This is a genomic window from Archangium sp., assembly GCF_036277355.1.
Classification (GTDB): Bacteria; Myxococcota; Myxococcia; order Myxococcales; family Myxococcaceae; genus Archangium.
Map to the genome: position 1 here is coordinate 19,464 of NZ_DASUNC010000110.1, position 16,009 is coordinate 35,472.

General features: G+C 71.9%; 13 protein-coding genes. 6 read left to right on the plus strand and 7 right to left on the minus strand.

Annotation, left to right across the window (positions count from 1 at the left end):
- Window positions 1–36 precede the first annotated feature (36 nt).
- From VFZ09_RS28655 to VFZ09_RS28670, 4 genes are all read left to right on the plus strand, one after another.
- The gene (locus VFZ09_RS28655) at window positions 37–486 is read left to right on the plus strand and encodes a Fur family transcriptional regulator (protein WP_329730900.1); all 450 of its coding nucleotides are present in this window, start codon (window positions 37–39) and stop codon (window positions 484–486) included.
- A gap of 150 nt (window positions 487–636) precedes the next feature.
- Window positions 637–1,131: a hypothetical protein gene (locus tag VFZ09_RS28660; RefSeq protein ID WP_329730871.1), complete on the plus strand. Its 495-nt coding sequence runs from the start codon at window positions 637–639 to the stop codon at window positions 1,129–1,131.
- Between the two features lie 261 nt (window positions 1,132–1,392).
- The gene (locus VFZ09_RS28665) at window positions 1,393–2,856 is read left to right on the plus strand and encodes a hypothetical protein (RefSeq protein ID WP_329730872.1); all 1,464 of its coding nucleotides are present in this window, start codon (window positions 1,393–1,395) and stop codon (window positions 2,854–2,856) included.
- Window positions 2,857–3,048: 192 nt separating this feature from the next.
- Window positions 3,049–3,963, plus strand: a complete 915-nt coding sequence (locus VFZ09_RS28670; RefSeq protein ID WP_329730873.1) for a metallophosphoesterase — start codon at window positions 3,049–3,051, stop codon at window positions 3,961–3,963.
- Window positions 3,964–3,978: 15 nt separating this feature from the next.
- On the opposite strand, the gene VFZ09_RS28675 is transcribed toward VFZ09_RS28670, so the two are convergent.
- Entirely contained in the window at window positions 3,979–5,901 is a 1,923-nt protein-coding gene (locus VFZ09_RS28675) for a PAS domain-containing sensor histidine kinase (RefSeq protein WP_329730874.1), read from the minus strand.
- Between VFZ09_RS28675 and VFZ09_RS28680 the strand changes: the two genes are divergently transcribed.
- Window positions 5,900–6,502 (plus strand): hypothetical protein, encoded by a 603-nt coding sequence (locus tag VFZ09_RS28680; RefSeq protein WP_329730875.1) that lies wholly within the window; start codon window positions 5,900–5,902, stop codon window positions 6,500–6,502. The two genes, VFZ09_RS28675 and VFZ09_RS28680, sit on opposite strands and share 2 nt — an antisense overlap.
- Here the strand turns inward: VFZ09_RS28680 and VFZ09_RS28685 are convergent.
- Window positions 6,496–9,414, minus strand: coding sequence for a TonB family protein (locus VFZ09_RS28685; RefSeq protein ID WP_329730876.1), 2,919 nt, complete (start codon window positions 9,412–9,414; stop codon window positions 6,496–6,498). The two genes, VFZ09_RS28680 and VFZ09_RS28685, sit on opposite strands and share 7 nt — an antisense overlap.
- Before the next feature lie 99 nt (window positions 9,415–9,513).
- Window positions 9,514–9,891: a helix-turn-helix transcriptional regulator gene (locus VFZ09_RS28690; protein ID WP_329730877.1), complete on the minus strand. Its 378-nt coding sequence runs from the start codon at window positions 9,889–9,891 to the stop codon at window positions 9,514–9,516.
- A 467-nt stretch (window positions 9,892–10,358) separates the two neighbouring features.
- Here VFZ09_RS28690 and VFZ09_RS28695 point away from each other — a divergent pair, with 467 nt between their 5' ends.
- On the plus strand, window positions 10,359–10,730 hold the full coding sequence (locus VFZ09_RS28695) for a response regulator (RefSeq protein WP_329730878.1): 372 nt from the start codon (window positions 10,359–10,361) through the stop codon (window positions 10,728–10,730).
- Here the strand turns inward: VFZ09_RS28695 and VFZ09_RS28700 are convergent.
- The 4 genes from VFZ09_RS28700 to VFZ09_RS28715 form a co-directional block, all read right to left on the minus strand.
- Complete coding sequence (locus tag VFZ09_RS28700; protein ID WP_329730879.1) at window positions 10,727–10,966, minus strand: hypothetical protein; 240 nt, start codon at window positions 10,964–10,966, stop codon at window positions 10,727–10,729. The genes VFZ09_RS28695 and VFZ09_RS28700 overlap by 4 nt on opposite strands.
- A gap of 121 nt (window positions 10,967–11,087) precedes the next feature.
- Window positions 11,088–13,730, minus strand: coding sequence for a bpX6 domain-containing protein (locus tag VFZ09_RS28705; RefSeq protein ID WP_329730880.1), 2,643 nt, complete (start codon window positions 13,728–13,730; stop codon window positions 11,088–11,090).
- Window positions 13,727–15,556, minus strand: coding sequence for a hypothetical protein (locus VFZ09_RS28710; RefSeq protein WP_329730881.1), 1,830 nt, complete (start codon window positions 15,554–15,556; stop codon window positions 13,727–13,729). The genes VFZ09_RS28705 and VFZ09_RS28710 overlap by 4 nt, the downstream gene beginning before the upstream one ends.
- Complete coding sequence (locus tag VFZ09_RS28715; protein WP_329730882.1) at window positions 15,553–16,005, minus strand: hypothetical protein; 453 nt, start codon at window positions 16,003–16,005, stop codon at window positions 15,553–15,555. Before VFZ09_RS28715 ends, VFZ09_RS28710 begins: the two co-directional genes overlap by 4 nt.
- Between the last annotated feature and the right edge of the window lie 4 nt (window positions 16,006–16,009).

A 16,009-nucleotide genomic window follows, 5' to 3' on the forward strand; every position in this document is an offset into this window, starting at 1 on the left:
ATGCAACTTTCGAGGAGTTGGGTTATGCGGATGGAAATGGCTGCCAGGAAGAACGCAACCCAGCCGAAGCTGACCGAGTACCAGGATCGTCTGCGCGCCGCGGGGCTGCGCAGCACCTCGCCCCGAGTCGCCGTGCTGCGCGAATTGGAAACCGCCACCTCCCCCTTGAGCCACGCCGATCTGGTGGAGGCGCTGGGAGAGGAGGGCTACGACCGCGTCACCATCTACCGCAACCTCACGGACCTCACCGAGGCCGGGCTGGTGATGCGGGCGGACCTCGGGGACCACGTCTGGCGCTTCGAGCTCAAGCGCGAGGAAAAGACCCACCAGGGCACGCACCCGCACTTCACGTGCACCGACTGCGGCTCCGTGGCCTGCCTGCCCTCCGAGTCCGTCCGCCTCACGTCGACCAAGGGAGCACCCAGGTCCGTGGCCGCCCGCTCGGTGGACATCCAGCTGCGCGGCCTGTGTGACCGCTGCGTCTAGCGCCGCCCTCCCCTCCCGGCCCCTCCCCGCCTTCCCGCCTGCCTGCCCTCCGGACTGCACGCCTCGTCCGGAGTGGCGCCGGGTTGGCGCCGGCCCCTCCGGGTACCACCGTTTCGCGGCAGGTATCCCACATGCAATGGAGGGGTCATCATGAAGAAGCTGCTGGCCGCACTGGTCTTCACGCTGAGCACGGCTGCCCTGGCGCAGGCGGACGACACCCAGGCCCAGAAGAACACCCAGGCCGTGGAGGAGAACCAGAAGAACGACACGAGCCGCGTCAAGACGGGCCTGGACGCCACCGAGGTCGCTCCGGCCATCAAGGACACCGTGAAGAAGGCGGAAGCCAAGGTGGGGCTCGACACCAACAAGGACGGCACCTTCAAGGCGGACAAGGCGTTCTCCGTCAATGGCACCGTCAAGGGCGAGGCGAAGGAGGGCATCACCCTGGCGCGCCAGGGCCTGCCCGACGCCAACCTGGACGTGCGTGACCAGACGAAGGTGATGCTGGACGGCAAGAAGGTGGAGATCGGCGCCATCCCCGAGGGCGCCCAGGTGCGCGCGAAGTTCCAGCTCGAGGGCCAGGAGCCCGTCGCGGTGGAGATCCACGCCACGAGCCCCAAGGGGGTCAAGAAGAGCAACAAGTAGGGTAACCGCTGGGACACTCCCCTCGGACACCCCCAGGACACGAGCCGGGCCCGTTTCCCTCGCTGGGAAGCGGGCCCGGCCGTTTTCCGCCCCCTCCCTGGCCTGGCGGGGAACGCGAGGGGGAATCCGCTTCCCTCCGTGGCACCGCCCGCGGCACGCGCGTTCCCCCGCGGCGCCTCACCCTCGCGGGTACGGCGATTGCTCTCCCCGGAGTATTTCGAGACTCGTCCGGAGACGAGGCCCGAGGAGGCGGGAGAGGTCATGCGCAGACTGTTGGGGGCGTGGGCGGTGGGAGCGATGGTGGCGTGGGGTTGCGGCAACACGGCGGAGGAGCCGCGCACCCCGGGAGGGGATGAGAACCCGACGCGGTCCGAGGAGCCGCCTCCGCAGGCCGGGCAGCCGCCTCCCGTCACGGAGCCCCCCGTCACCGAGCCGCCCGCTCCCGTGGACCCGGGCCCCACGGAGCCCCCTCCCGTGGACCCGGGCCCCCTCGACCCCGGTCCCACGGATCCGGTGGTGACGGAGGGGCCCTGGCCCAACGAGCCGGTGGTGAACTACTCGAGCCGCTACGGACTCGGGGACGTGCGGGCGGTGGCGGTGGACGACGCGTACAACCTCTGGCTGCTCGACGGGGACCGCATCGGCGTGCTGCGGCCCGGGGACAGCTCGCCGCGGTGGACGAGCGGCGTGGGCCAGGCGGCGCCGGGCTTCGGGCCCGACAAGCTGGCCCTCGGCTCCACCGTCATCTGCGGAGGCAGCGCGGGCCGCGCCTACGTGGGCTACCACACGTACGAGCTGGACAGCGCCTTCATCTACAGCCCGGATGGGAGCAACTTCCCCAACTACAATGATCCGGACCCCACGCGGTTCGATCCGGTGCGCTACCAGGAGTACCAGAAGGGTGACCTGGACGTGGTGAAGCTGCAGCCGGATGGCAGCGTGGCGCTGGAGACGCACCTGAGCCGCTCGGCGCGCGGCAACGGGCCGCAGGACATCGGCATCCGCAACACGAACGACCACCACTTCGACGAGGACCGTTCGGTGCTCAGCTGCACCAGGGTGATGCGCGGCAAGCATCGCGGTCAGGTGTACATCGGCACCAACCACGGCGTGACGCGCATCCAGGGCACCGTCTACAACAGCCACCGGCACCCGGTGTGGTTCAAGCCCAAGCCGGACGGCGGCCTGACGCAGATGGCCGGCTACACGTACGCGCTGGGCATCGCGCCCAACGGCGACGTGCTCATCGGCAACGAGTGGAGCATCGGCGTGGTGACGCCCTCGGAGCTGCTGGCGGATTGGGACAAGACCAGCCAGACGCTCAACCCGGAGAAGCTCAACTCCTTCCTCCCCGAGGTCAACGCCGAGCCCGAGATGGACTCCTGGCGCGGCATCCAGCAGACCCAGGACGGGCTCTACTACCTGGCGAGCAAGGAATACGGCCTGTGGAAGATGAGCATCGCGCGCCGCTCCGAGGCCCATGGCACCAAGGTCGCGGGGCTGCCCACCGACCGGCTCACCTCGCTGGCGGCCACGGATGATGGCTCGCTCTTCATCGGCACCGAGGGCTTCGGGCTCTGGCGCATGGAAGGACAGAAGGGCGTGTCGCACGTCGAGGGCATCGACGGTGTGGTGGTGAAGCAGTTGCTGTATGACCCCACCGTGAAGCCGGCGATGCTGTACGTGCTCACCAACAAGGGCCTCACGGTCCTCCGCGGCCACTGAGGAAGCCCGTTCCATCACCGGGCCGCCGGGCGGGATGCCGGCGGCCCGGAATTTTTGGAGACGTCCCGGCCTTGACCTTCCGCCCGCTGACATCGGCTGGAGACCGGGCAGGCGAACCCGGGGCAGGGCCTCGTCGTCCGTGGCCGGTGTCCTCTACAATTCGAGCCGTTCCCCGCCGACGGAAGGAAATTCATGGCCTTGAGACTCGCCCGCCGACGTTCCGCTCCCCAGACCGCCCAGGCGGTCTCCGCCCCCGCGTCCGGGCCGCACCGGAACCACATGAAGCGGAACGAGCTGAAGGCCATCGGGCCGGATCCGCTGCGGCCGGACGCGCGGCTGAGGTGGAGGGACCACTTCACGCTGTCGGAGAACGTGCTGCACGTGCCGGGGATGCACCGGGAGCACGACGGGCTGCGCATCGCGCACCTGTCGGACATCCACGTGGGCCAGGCGACGTCGGCGGTGCGCATCCGCCGCGCGGTGGCCGAGGTGAACGCGCGCAACCCGGACCTGGTGTTCCTCACGGGCGACTACGTCACGCACAGCCCCAAGCCGCTGCCGCGCGTCATCGAGCTGCTGGCCGGCTTCTCCAGCCCGGTGTTCGCGGTGCTGGGCAACCATGACCACTGGGTGGACGCGCACTACCTGCGCACGGGCTTCGAGCGGCTGGGCTACACGGTGCTGCAGAACGAGCACCGGGTGGTGCACCTGCGCGGGGCGCCGCTGACGGTGCTGGGCATCGACGATGGGCGCACGCACCGCGACGACGTGGAGACGACGTTCCGGGGCGCGCCCGAGTCGGGCACGCGCCTGGTGCTCACGCACGCGCCGCCCACCATCGACAAGCTGCCGCCCAATGGCAACCTGGTGCAGTTCTCCGGGCACACGCACGGGGGCCAGTTCGTGGTGCGCGGCCTCACCGAGGCCCTCTTCCGCCGCGCGGGCCAGCCCTACATCCAGGGCCACTACCACGTGCGCGGCAACCAGCTGTACGTGAACATGGGGCTGGGCTTCGGCTTCGGCGGGCCCTACCTGCGCCGCGGCACCTCCCCCGAGGTGGCCTTCTTCACCCTGCGCCACGTCGAGACGTCCAGCGCCCACGCCTGAGTCCCGGCCCGGGCCTCATCCGGTGTGCGCCTCCTCCGGGAGGGCGTCGCCGCCGGTGTCCCGGGCCGAGCCTCGCGCGTCCCGGGGCAGCACCACCGTGAACGTCGTCCCCTCGTCCTCCGTGGAGCGCACCGACACCTGGCCTCCATGGGCCTCGACGAGCTCGCGGACGATGAAGAGCCCCAGCCCCAGTCCGCTGCCCCGCCCGCTCCGCATCGTGCCCCCCTGACGGAAGGGATCGAACAGCGTGGCCAGCAGGTGGCCCGGAATGGGCGTGCCCGGGTTGGAGATCTCCAGCACCTGCTGGTCGGCGTCGTCCCGGCAGCGCACGAAGACGGGCCCCTCGCGCTCGCCATGCTCCAGCGCGTTGCCCACCAGGTTGCTCACCACCTGGGCCAGCCGCTCCGGATCCCAGATGCCCTCTCCCGCGCCCTCGGCCTGCACGAGGATGTCGCGCCCCGGGTGCGCCACCGATAGCTCCTCCACCACCTGCCGGCACACCGAGGGCAGGCTCGTGGGTGACAGGTGCAGGGGGATGCCCCCGGACAGCCGCGCCCGCGTCAGGTCGAGGATGTCGGAGATCATGTTCCCCATGCGCGCCGCGCTCGTCTCGATGCGCTGGGCCAGCTGCTGCTGCATCGGGGACATGGCGCCGCGCCGCCGCAACTGCCGCGCCGACAGCATGATGGCGTTGAGCGGGTTGCGCAGATCATGCCCGAGAATGCCGATGAAGCGCTCGCGGAACTGCGCCTCCTCCTGCATCCGCTCCACCGCGCGCTTGCGCTCGGTGATGTCCATCATCGAGCCGATCATCCGCGACGGGCGCCCCTGGGCATCCCGGGCCACCAGCCCCCGGTCCAGCACGTGCACGTAGGTGCCGTCCTTGCGCCGGAAGCGGTACTCGGCCATCCACGACTCGCCGCCGGAGCGCAGCACGTGCTCGAGACTGCGCAGCACCAGCGCCCGGTCATCGGGGTGCAGCTGCTGCTCCCACCAGGACATGCCGCCCATCTCCTCGGGCGCGTAGCCGAGCACCGTGCGGCTCGACTCCCCCCAGTGGATGTGCTCGCCGTCGGGGTTCCAGTCCCACACCACGTCATTGGTGGCCCAGGAGACCAGCCGGTAGCGCTCCTCGGCCTCGCGCAGCGCGGCTTGAGACTGCTCGCGCTCGGTGCAGTCCATCACCACGCCGAGCATCCGCGTGGGCCGGCCCTGCTCGCGGAACGCCTGTCCCACCAGCTCGTAGCAGCGCTGGGTGCCGTCCGGCCAGGGCGCGCGGAACTGGAAGGTGTAGGGGCCCTCGTCGCACAGCCCCCGCAGGAAGGCCTCGGCCACGCGCGTCCGCTCGTTGGGGCTCACCCGCTCCAGGAAGGACTCCATGGTGTCGCCCAGCCCTCCGGGTGGATGGCCGAAGAAGGCCTCCGCGTTGGGGGACCAGTGGAGGGTGAGCCGGGCCTCCGACCACTCCCACGTCACCATCCGCGCCGTCTCCAGCGCCAACCGCAGGTGCTCCTCCCGGGCGCGCGCGGCCCGCTCCTTCCCCAGCTCCTCGCGCAGCGCATGCCGCTCCGAGGAGAGCTCGGTGATGTCGGTGAGCCACAGCGAGAAGCCCTCCCCCCGCTTCAGCGCCCGGGCCCGGAACCAGCGCTCCGTGCCGTCCAGCGGGCCGTACACCTCGAAGGACAGCGGGGTGCCCGTCTCCAGCACCCGGCCCAGGGCACTGCGCTCCGGCAGACCGCGCAGCACGCCATTCCATGTGGACAGGGAGGGGCCCAGGCCGTTCACCAACGCCCCGGCGGCCGGATTGAGGGCCGTGCCCTGGAAGTCGAGCAGCACGCCGGCCTCGTCCCGCACGGGCTGGAAGAGGATGCATGCATCCGGACACTCGGCATGGAGCTGCCACGCGAGCTCGGGCTCTGGAACCCAGGATGACGTCATGAAATCCCCCCACCTCCACCTCCACCTGGGACAGGCGCTGGGAAGCCCCGGAGGACGGTGCGGAAAAACAGTATGCCATGACCCTCCCGGTGTCGGCCATGACCTGGCGCGCATTGTCCGGATAGAGGATTCCGCGTACTCGCTGATGGCGCGTCCTGGCCCGCCGCTGGCCCGGCTGGCGTGGCTCGTCCTGCGCTATGGGCGTACCGGGGAGTTGGCGGACCGTCTCCCGGAGTGGACGGCCTTGTTGGCGCAAGTACAGGCGGCTCCCGAGGGTACCGAACATCTGCGCGTGGCCATCCGTTACCTCATCTGGATCGGGGACAAGCGCAGCCGTCAGGCCACGGGGCAGGTGTTACATTCCGTGATGGATGAGCAGCAAGCGGAGGAGCTGATGCGAAGCTATGGCGAGCAACTCGTTGAGCGGGGACTGAAGAGGGGGCGCGCCCAGGACGTGGTACGGATTCTCACCGTGCGGGGCATCCCCCTCGACGAGCAGTCCCGGCAGCGCATCCTGATGTGCAGGGACCTGGCACTCCTCGACCAGTGGTTCGATCGTGCCCTGAACGCCACCCGCCTCGGTGACGTGCTGGATCAATAGCGGCCCTTGAGGCCGAGGATGGGCAGCACGATGGGCACGCCCGTCGGGCGCTTCTCCAGGGGGAAACCGATGCCCCCCGCGTAGTCGAAGGCGATGACCTCCTGGCTGATGGTGACGTTGAGCATGTCCAGGTAGGCCTCGAGCGTGAAGGTGTCGTAGGCCCAGGCCTTGGACAGGCGCAGGTCGAAGCGGAAGAAGGGTGGCAGCCGGTCCACCTTGTCCCGGTCCACCCGCACCCAGCGCGGCTGGCCGAGGCTGTCCGTTCCCTCCGTCATCGTGCGGCTGGTGAGGTTGCCCGACTCGGGACGGCCGGTGTTGAAGTGCAGCACCCCGCCCACCGTGAAGTTGTTGGCGAACTTGTAGCTGAGCACCAGGTTGGCCACGTGCGTCTGGTCGAAGACGTAGGGCAGATCCGCCTCGTCCTGGCCCACTGGCACGTCCTGGTCGTTGAAGCGGGTGAAGCGCACGTGCCGCGTGCTGCGCTGCAGCGAGTACGACAGCCAGCCGAACCAGTTGCCCCCCAGTGGCCGGCGGATGAGCAGCTCCAGGCCGTACGACAGGCCCCGGCTGCTCACGTCCGGCAACCCGATGTCCGGCACGGGAATCTGCTCCTGCGCCATGCCCCGCACCACGCGCCGGCCGCCGGGCCCGGGCGAGGGCACCGGATTCCTCGGGTCCCTCGGGTCTCCAATCCCATCGGGCACGTCCGGCGTCTGGATGGGCGCCTCCTCGTTGCCGAAGGGCGTCAGCTCCACCGTGCGCAGCATCGGGTTGACGTACCCATCCAGGCTCACGTCGAAGCCCCACAGGTTCTTGTACTCCACGCCCGCCGACACCTGCAGCGCCTGCTGCAGTCCCTGGTCCAACGCCGCGATGTCCACGACGGGCAGGCTGATGAGCGTGGTGGGCGCCTGGTGGTAGAGGCCCACGCCGCCCTTGAGGGTAAGCTGCTCGCCCAGCCTCCGGCGCGCGGTGAGGCGAGGCTCCACCACGACATGGTTGATGCCGCCGGACAGGTGGTAGTTGTCCACGCGCAGGCCGGGCACCACCGTCCATGGCGAGTCCTTCTCCTCCCACTGCAGCTCCGCCCAGAAGCCACTGAAGGTGGCGATCGCCAACGGCAGCTCCACGCTCAGCTCCTGGAACGGTCCGCCCGTGGGAGAGGCGGTGCGCTGCAGCAGCGAGACGACCGCGCGCTTGTTGTCCACGTCCAGCCCGCTGCGCAGCGAGAAGGCCTCGCCGAACCTGCGCTGGTAGCCCAGGCGCGCGGTGACGCTGCTCTGGTCGATGTCGAGGGTGGTGCCGCCGGTGGAGGCGCTCTCACTGCCGAGCGCGAACCGGTCCAACCCCCAGGTGACGCCGCCCTCCAGCTCGCCGCCGCCCACGGGGTGGCGGTAGCGCAGGTCCACACGGTGGAAGAGCACGGACTGCAGCGCGGTGGTGCCGTCGTCGCTCGTCGCCTGGGTGCCGAAGGTGTCCGAGGAGCCGAAGGCGAAGAGGCGCAACCGGCCCGGCCCCACCTCCTGCTCGACGCGCGCCTGGTAGTCGTAGAAGTCCAGCACCAGCTTCGAGCTGCTGGCACCGGGCGGCTGCACCGCGTTGGCCGCCAGGGCAATCAGCCACGGCGTGTACGAGATGCGCCCGGCCACCGAGACGTGGGTGCCGGTGGACTGGAAGGGGTACTCGAGGAAGAGGCCCGCGTTGATGAGGTCCGCGTAGGCGCTGCCGTGCAGCCGGTCATCGCGAGGCCGCGTCAGCCTCCCTTCCACCGCGCCACCGGTGAGCCGTCCGTACTGCGGGGACGGGTTGCCCGGAAAGAAGTCGATGGAGTCGATGAAGTCCGGGTGGATGACGGCCGGCCCGAGGAAGAGGTGGAAGAGGATGGGGACGCGGATGCCGTCGAGGAAGTAACCCGTGGCGGCCGGCTGGCTGCCGCGCACCACCGGGTACGAGATGCCCGAGAGCATGCTGCCCACGCCGGGCATCAACATCATCACCCGGAAGGGGTCTCCCATGGTGCCGGGAATCTCCCGCAGCTCGGCGTCCTGCAGCGTGACGCGGGACACCTCGGTGCGCTCGCGGTCTCCGCGCACCACCGTCTCGTAGGGATTCACCACCAGCGGCTCCAGGCCGTACACCACCTCGAGCGCCTCGCCCTGGCGCACCTCCTCCAGGAAGAAGCCGGGTTTGTGGCCCGGAGCGTTGATGCGCACCGACTGCCGGCCCGGGGGCAGGCGCGCCTCGAAGCGTCCGTCCGGCCCCGTCTCCACCGCCATGTCCGGCGCGGCGCTCGACACGAGCACGGCCCCCGCCAGCGGCTTGCGGTTGCCCTTGGCCCGAATCAACCCACGCAACGTGACGGGTGCCTGGGGCGTGCCGGCCTCGGCCACCGGCTGGGGAGCCTCGAAGCGGTACTCGAAGTGCAGCCGCACCGGCACCGGCGCTCCGTCCACCTTCGCGGGGAGGAAGCGCAGGCCGGGCGCGGCGTGCAGGGCGGCCTCGTCCAGCAGCGGGTGCAGGCCCTGGAGGAGCCGCCCCTCGGCCACCGCGCCCTCCTCGTCCACCAGCAGCTCCAGCCGCACCGTGCCCGCCACCGGGTGGGCGGCGAGCGCCTCGGGGTAGCGCGCGGGCGCGTCCGCCACCAGCGTGGGCGCCTCGAAGCCAGGCTGCGTGCCTCCGTCCGTGCCCCGCAGCGCGAAGCCGTCCTCGGCGCGCCGCACGTCCACCTCGGTGGGCACCAGGCCCGCGTCGGGGGCGGCCAGGGGCGCGTCCGGGAGGCTCTGCAGGCCGGGCGGCGTGGTGGGCGCCTGCGCCCGAGCCGGCGCGAGCGGAAGCCACCCCGCCAGCAGCGCCAGGACCAGGGCCGCACGGGCCGTCCACTCCGCCTTCACACGCCGCTGCTCGCTCGCCATGTCCACCCGTCCGTGCAGGGGAAGGCGCCCATGACGCCAGCCCGCCCGGGGTAAGACAAGCCCTGACAACCACGGAGGGGCCCGCCTGCCCGCCAGCGGTCAACGTTTCTGCAGCGCCGCGGCCACGAGGCCAATCAACTTGAGCTGCGAGGCGTCCAGCTTGCGCAGCGTGCGCATGAGGCGGCGCAGCTCGGGCACCTCCTCGTACTCGGGCGGGGAGGACTCGGCCACCCAGGTGGCCACCTCGCCCGTGTTGAGGCCCAGGAAGGTGTCCGAGGGCGTCCGCAACGCGATGCACAACCGCCGCAGCGAGGGCACGCTGGGCAACATCCGTCCCCGCTCCAGCCGCCCGTACACCTCCGTCGCCAGCCCCACCCGCTCCGCCACGTCGGCCTGCGTCAGCCCCGAACGTATCCGCGCCTCGCGCGCGATCTCTCCCACGTTCGCTGCCAGCTTGCCGGTCGACGGTTGTCCCATGGTGGTTTTCTGACTCTCGCGCAGGCGACCCATCAGGCCGTCTGCTTAGAGCCGGAGAGGCCGCCCGCGACAGGACAGGATGGGTAGTCGCGAAAATCTGGGACCCTAATAGTGCTCGCCGGAACGAGAGGTTGGGGCAGCGCGCCTCAGGGCTCCCCCGGCCACCGCCCCCAGAGGTGAACCGAACGCCACAGGTCGTCTCCCGCGCTGGAGCCGACAGGTGACGGGGTGACCATTCACATCCTGCTCCGGACATGGGACCTGGTTTTCGTCTTCGCCGAGGACCCTGGATGTCCCACGTCGAACGATTCGGGCCCAACCCGCCACGCCGGGCGGTTTTTCCGGTCCCCGGAGGTGCGCCATCGGTCCAGGAGCCAACCCTGGCGGAACCGGACGCAAGCGTCTTTCCGGCCCTCGGGGTGGGGTCGTGCTATGGCCCGCGCTCGAGAAGGAAGGCCAGGAGGACAATGAGCGAAGTGCGCAACCGCGTCCTCGTCGTGGAGGACCATGCGGACAGCCGGGAGTTGCTCGCCGAGTTCCTCGAAGCACTCGGCTATGAGGTGGACGTGGCGGAGCACGGACTGCAGGCGCTCGAGCGGCTGCGGGGCGAGCCCCGGCCCGCGGTGATGGTGTTGGATTTGATGATGCCGGTGATGAGCGGCTGGGAGCTGATGCGGCACGTGCGCGAGGACCCCGCGCTGCGCTCGCTCCCGGTGGTGGTGGTGTCCGGCGCGGGGGATGCCCACCCGCTGCCCGAGGGCATCCTCGGTGCCGTGCCCAAGCCGGTGGACCTGAACACGCTGCGCCACTTCCTGAAGGAAGCAACGCGGCGCTGCTAGCCGGGCGCGCCGGCCAGGTCGAGCATCTCCACCCGCTGGCGCTCCCGGTCCAGCCGGTAGCTGACCTGGAAGCCCGAGGGCAGGCGCAGCACTCCCACCTCCAGCCCCCGGCGCGGGGGCGGCTGGGAGCCCGAGAGCCGCTGGGACAGCTCGCGCAGGACGCGGCCCCTCACGGTCGCGGGACAGCCCGACAGAAGGCGCGCCACCTGCTGCGACAGAGTGAACTGAAGGGCCATGCCCCTACGGTGTGCACAAGAACCTCAGACGGCAAGAAACGGCGGTGGGCGGAGTGCCTCACGAGCCCGGAATCTGTCACCTGGTGGGCAGGTATGTGTGGGGGGAACGGCGCGCGTGCGTTCAGCGCAGCACCACCCGCCGTACCTCGCCGCGTGACAGGTCCACCCGGGCCAGCCGGCCCGCGGAGTCGAAGAGCAGCAGCTCCGCATGGAGGAAGCGCACCGACACCGGCGCGTCCCCCTCGAAGAGGAACCGCGCGCGCACCGTGCCCTCCTTCCGCTCCAGCAGCCACACCCGCTCGCCCACCGGCGTGGGCTCCACCGCCACCATGTGCGGCCCGCCGAGCACCAGTGTCCTCAGCGCATTCCAGGGCAGCAGGGGCGGCCGCACCGGAGGCGCCCTGTAGGAGTCCATCCACCGGATTTCGTCCTCGTCGAGCGCCACCAGCGAGCCGTCCCCCTCGAGCGAGAGGTGACGCAGCGACTCCAGCTTGCGAGGCATCACCTGGCGCGAGCGCAACGTGGGATCCGGCACCGAGCAGGTCCAGCGCTCGAGCTCCCCCGCCGCGTTGAAGGTGACGAAGCTCAGCTCGGCCACGCCCACCGCCACCTCCAGCACCTGCCCGCCCAGTTGCGGCACCCGCCACAGCGCCCGCGGCTCGGCGGCGAGCGCATCCACCGCCATCACCGTGTGCTCCACGGCGAAGAACCACAGGCTCCCGTCGTACACCGGGGCGAAGGCGTCCACGCGCGTGTCGCACCAGGGCTCGGCGCGGCGCTGGACGAGGTCCAACCGGGAGAGGCGCTTGAGCTCCCCGCGCGGCGCGAGCGCCAGGGCCCGGTCCTCGTGCACCGAGAGCACCAGCGAGAAGGCGGGCACGTCGAAGTGCGCCACGCACCGGCCGTCCCTCGTGACGAGCCGCGCCCCCGCCTCGCCGAGCGCCACCAGCAGCCGCCCTCCGGACAAGGGCACCGCGTCGTGGATGGGCCAGGGCCCGCCCTCCGCCGCGCCGAAGACGTGGGGCGCCGCTTCCGCCGGGAAGCCCCCGCGCTCGGGCAGGGACGGCAACGAGGGCAGGTCCGCCCGCAGCGCCGTGTCTCCCGTCAGCAACACCAGACGCTCCAGCTCGCGGGGCGTCGGGCGCAGGTGGCCGGCCGCCCGGTCCCTCAACAGGGCACGCACGGCGGGGCGCAGGAGCACCTGGCCCGGCATCGCCGCCTCCTTCGCCCTGTCCACCTCGCGCGCCAGCGCCTCGGTGAAGGCCTGACGGGCCGGAGCGCCCTCGGCGTCCTCCGAGTCGAGCAGCGCGAGCGCCCGCGTCCGGACCGTGTCGAAGCGCTCGGGAAGCACCGACAGCATGCGCGCCAGCAGCCGCGCGCCCGAGACACCACCCGCCTCCACGCCCCGCTCCAGCCACGCGTGGGTGAGCCGCCGCGCGTCCTCCACCGGCCACACCACCTCCACCGCGCGCGCGTAGTCGCCCGACTGCGCGAGCACCTCGCCCCAGAGCAACCGCAGGACCCGGGCCTCCGCCGGGTGCGAGCGCTCCAGCCGCAGCACCGCGTCCGCGAAGGCGCCCGCGCGCCGGGCGATGTCCACCGCCCTCGCCACGTCCTTGGCCAGCAGCCACTGCCGCACCACCAGCCCCGGCGCCAGCTTGCGCCCCTCGGCCAGCTCCGCCGCCAGCCGGAGGCGGCCGTGCTTCTCCAGGAAGGAGACGGCCTCCTCGTTCTCGTGCAGCAGCTCGGCGAGGACGAAGGACGCCTCCTCGATGCGTCCCTCGCGCTCCAGCTTCCGGAAGGCCTCGCGGTAGCGCTCGCGCAACGCATCGTAGACTTGCGCGCCGCCACCGAAGACGCTGGCCGCTCCACCCCGGCGCGGTTGGATGGAGAGGTGCTCCCGGGGGCCCGGCAACCCGAGCGACACCCGCGTGTGCTCCGTCGGCGCCCCCTTGTCCAGCGGGATGGCGTAGCGCAGCGCCTCCTGGAGGTTGCCCTCGTCGAAGAGGTCGAAGAGCCGCCGCACGTACTCCGCCTTGCGCTGGCCCAGCAGCGAGCCCAACGGCGTGGAGCGGGCGAACCACTCGGCGAGCCGGGAGAACAGTCCCGGCCCCTGGGGAGGCGGGGGCTCGTTCCACCAGGACCGCAGCCGGTCGAACAGCGTCGCGCGCGCGGCGGGTCCCGCGTTCACGGTGGCCGCGCCGGGCCGCTGGGGCACGGGCCGGCCCTCCAGACGAGCCCGCATCGCCTCGGCCTCGGAAGCGGGAGGTCCGACGCCGAAGCGGTCGCGCGGAGGTGCCTCGACGGGCGCGAGCGTGGCCACGGGCGGCGGTGGCGCGCCCAGGCCCTCCATGGGCACCACGTCGAAGTGGGACACGTCGAGCCACGCCGACACATCCACCCGCCGCGAGGGCTCGAGCGGATGCACCCGCGCCGTCCCCGCGCGCACCAGCACGGCGCTCCCCGAGGAGGGGGCGAGCCGCTCGCGCTCGGAGGGCGAGAGGGGCGCGGAGAGCAGGACACCGTCCTCCAGGGTGAAGGGCAGGCCCGGTGCCTCGGCGCACTCCATGCGGCGTGGGGCCGGCAGCCGCAGCAGGAAGCCCCCTTCGAGCGCATACACGCCCGCGCCGGGCGTCCACGCGGCCAGCACGCGCCGGCGCACCTCGGCCTCGCCTGTCAGCACCGGGTCGAACCAGAGCGCCACCCCCTCCACGGAGCCACGGTGGACATGGACGCGGGGCCGCGGCGAGCGCGCGGGTCTCATGTCGTTCCTCCCGGCGTGGCGCGGTAGACGAGGGCGCGGTGCTGGAAGCTCCAGGCGCAGACCTCGCCTTTGTCCGTCATCCAGGCCAACAGGGGCAGTGCGGGACTGACACCACTGGAGGTGACGCGGGCCGACGCCGTCACCAGGAGCTCGGAGGCCCCGTCTCCGGTCACCCGGTAGAAGGTGCGCTGGTCCTCCCCGAGCACCACCAGGCCCGGCAGCGGCGTATCCACCGGCCAGCAGCAGAGCCCCACCACGCTCAGGCCGGAAGCGACGGACACCCACTCCCCCTTCTGCTCATCGTTGGAGTCCCGCGTCACCCACCACTGGCCCGGCTTGTGACGGATGGCGAGCGGAGGCCCCGGCGTATGCCTCGAGGAGTCCCGCATATGGCCGAAGAACGCCGCGCCCGTCCCCTCGACGGGCAGCGTCCGCGACCATCCATCGAACGTCTTGGGCGTGATGCACCCGGTGCGCGGCGCCGACGTGGCCCGGTCCTCCCACCGATCCCGGTCCACGAAGAAGAGGCCGCCCCGGCGCTCGAGGAGCGCGCTGACACCCTGGCGGAGCGGCGCGGCGAGGCGCTCGCCCGAGGCGAGCTGATGGAGCGAGCGCGAGGAGTCCAGCACGAGGGGAACCTCGCGGCCCTCACGCACCATGGACAGGGCCAGCAGCGGGGCTCCGAGGACCAGCGAGGAGCGCAGCGTCTCGGGCAGGGCGCTCAGGAGAATGGTCGAGTCGCGGCCCGTGGAGTGCCCGCGCAGAGGGCCATGCACGCACAGCACGCGCTTCTCCCCGTGCCACGTCACCACGAGCAACCCGCCGGAGCGGCGCCAGCCCAGGGCCACCACCCGCTCGCCGGGGGGAGGATGGAAGCGCTTGGGCCTGGGCACCGTGTCGCGCGGGGATTGAGGCAGCACCTGCGCCGAGGCGGCGCCGTTCGCATGCGTCATCAGCAGTCGCAAGCCATCCGCGGAGAAGTGGATGGAGTGCACGGGACTGGTGCGGGTGTCGCGCACGGGAGCGGCGACGGCGGTGACGAAGGGGTCGCGCAGCAGCCGCACGCACTGGGGCGCGGAAGGCAGCTCCAGCACCACCTGACGCGGCGGCCGGGACGCGGGCCGCACCTCCACGGAGAGCCGCCGGACACCGGGCGCCACCACCTCGTCCACGGCCACGAGGGACAGGCCCTCGGCCCCTGACAACCGCGCCAGCCGCGCACTGCCCACCAGCCACACGTCCTCGGGAGCTCGCCCCAACTCGAGCGTCTCGCGCCACGCGGTGAGCTGCGCCGGCAGGGGAGGCGCGGCGGTGCCGGCCTTCAACCACTGGCCGATGGAGGCGGCGTCGACAGAGGAGAAGGGCTGCTTCCGGGGAGGGGACTGGAGCACGCCCCAGGCGAAGGCCGCGCCCACGGACTCGGCACGCCGGGCGAGCGCCACCAGCAGGGCCATGTGCGCGATGCGGGGCGCGCCGAGCTGATCCGGCCCGGCGTCCAGCAGGGCCACGGTGCGGCGCCCCCCCTGGGGCTGGCGAAAGGCGGGACGGAGGAAGGCCTGCTCGCCGAAGGCCGCGCGGCGTACGAACTCGTCCGGGGCCTCCAGGGCCATCAACCACTCGCTCATGAGCAGCCGCTCGGGGGAGCCGCGGCGGGTGAGGCCGTCGTAGCCCTGGGGCTCACCGCCCGTCATCTCGTTGCGCGCGCGCATCGGGCCGAGCGCCGCGGCCAACCGCGCCACGTGGGCGCCCAGGCTGAGCGCCAGGTCCTCGGGAAAAAGGGACAGCTGCGCGGCCCAGGGACGCAGAGACTCGGGCAGGTCGCTCATGCACCCTCCTGCGTCGCGAGCCAGGCGCGCACGGTGTCACGGGAGACGGGACGCGCGGCACCCACGGGCACGAGGTGCGCGGTGCGGGGCAGCACGGCGAGCGGAGTGCTCCCCTGGGCGCGGGCAACGAGCGCGCGCTCGAGCAGCGCGGGAGCCACGTCCGGAGCGAGCGTGCACGGCAGCAGCAGCGCGGGGGCGGCCGTGTCGCGCCCGAGGTAGACGACGCCCTCCACCCATGGAAGGGACTCGGTGTCGCCCAGCAGCACCAGCACACCGGGCCCGGCCACACCGCTCCACCGGGCGAGCTCCGAATCCTCGGCGGCCAGCACCCGCCGCGCGAGCGCGAGCGCCACCGGCCCCACGCCCGCCACCGCGAGCGCGGGCAGCGGCGAGGTCCGGGGACTCCAGGAGGGAGAGAAGCGCGGGTCTGGGGTCGACGACGGGCTCACCACG

Bases quoted from the DNA above. Each gene is read 5' to 3' on its own strand.
- VFZ09_RS28655 (WP_329730900.1), top strand. From the start codon at position 37: ATGGCTGCCAGGAAGAACGCAACCCAGCCGAAGCTGACCGAGTACCAG.
- VFZ09_RS28660 (WP_329730871.1), top strand. From the start codon at position 637: ATGAAGAAGCTGCTGGCCGCACTGGTCTTCACGCTGAGCACGGCTGCC.
- VFZ09_RS28665 (WP_329730872.1), top strand. From the start codon at position 1,393: ATGCGCAGACTGTTGGGGGCGTGGGCGGTGGGAGCGATGGTGGCGTGG.
- VFZ09_RS28670 (WP_329730873.1), top strand. From the start codon at position 3,049: ATGGCCTTGAGACTCGCCCGCCGACGTTCCGCTCCCCAGACCGCCCAG.
- VFZ09_RS28680 (WP_329730875.1), top strand. From the start codon at position 5,900: ATGAAATCCCCCCACCTCCACCTCCACCTGGGACAGGCGCTGGGAAGC.
- VFZ09_RS28675 (WP_329730874.1), bottom strand. From the start codon at position 5,901: ATGACGTCATCCTGGGTTCCAGAGCCCGAGCTCGCGTGGCAGCTCCAT.
- VFZ09_RS28685 (WP_329730876.1), bottom strand. From the start codon at position 9,414: ATGGCGAGCGAGCAGCGGCGTGTGAAGGCGGAGTGGACGGCCCGTGCG.
- VFZ09_RS28690 (WP_329730877.1), bottom strand. From the start codon at position 9,891: ATGGGACAACCGTCGACCGGCAAGCTGGCAGCGAACGTGGGAGAGATC.
- VFZ09_RS28695 (WP_329730878.1), top strand. From the start codon at position 10,359: ATGAGCGAAGTGCGCAACCGCGTCCTCGTCGTGGAGGACCATGCGGAC.
- VFZ09_RS28700 (WP_329730879.1), bottom strand. From the start codon at position 10,966: ATGGCCCTTCAGTTCACTCTGTCGCAGCAGGTGGCGCGCCTTCTGTCG.
- VFZ09_RS28705 (WP_329730880.1), bottom strand. From the start codon at position 13,730: ATGAGACCCGCGCGCTCGCCGCGGCCCCGCGTCCATGTCCACCGTGGC.
- VFZ09_RS28710 (WP_329730881.1), bottom strand. From the start codon at position 15,556: ATGAGCGACCTGCCCGAGTCTCTGCGTCCCTGGGCCGCGCAGCTGTCC.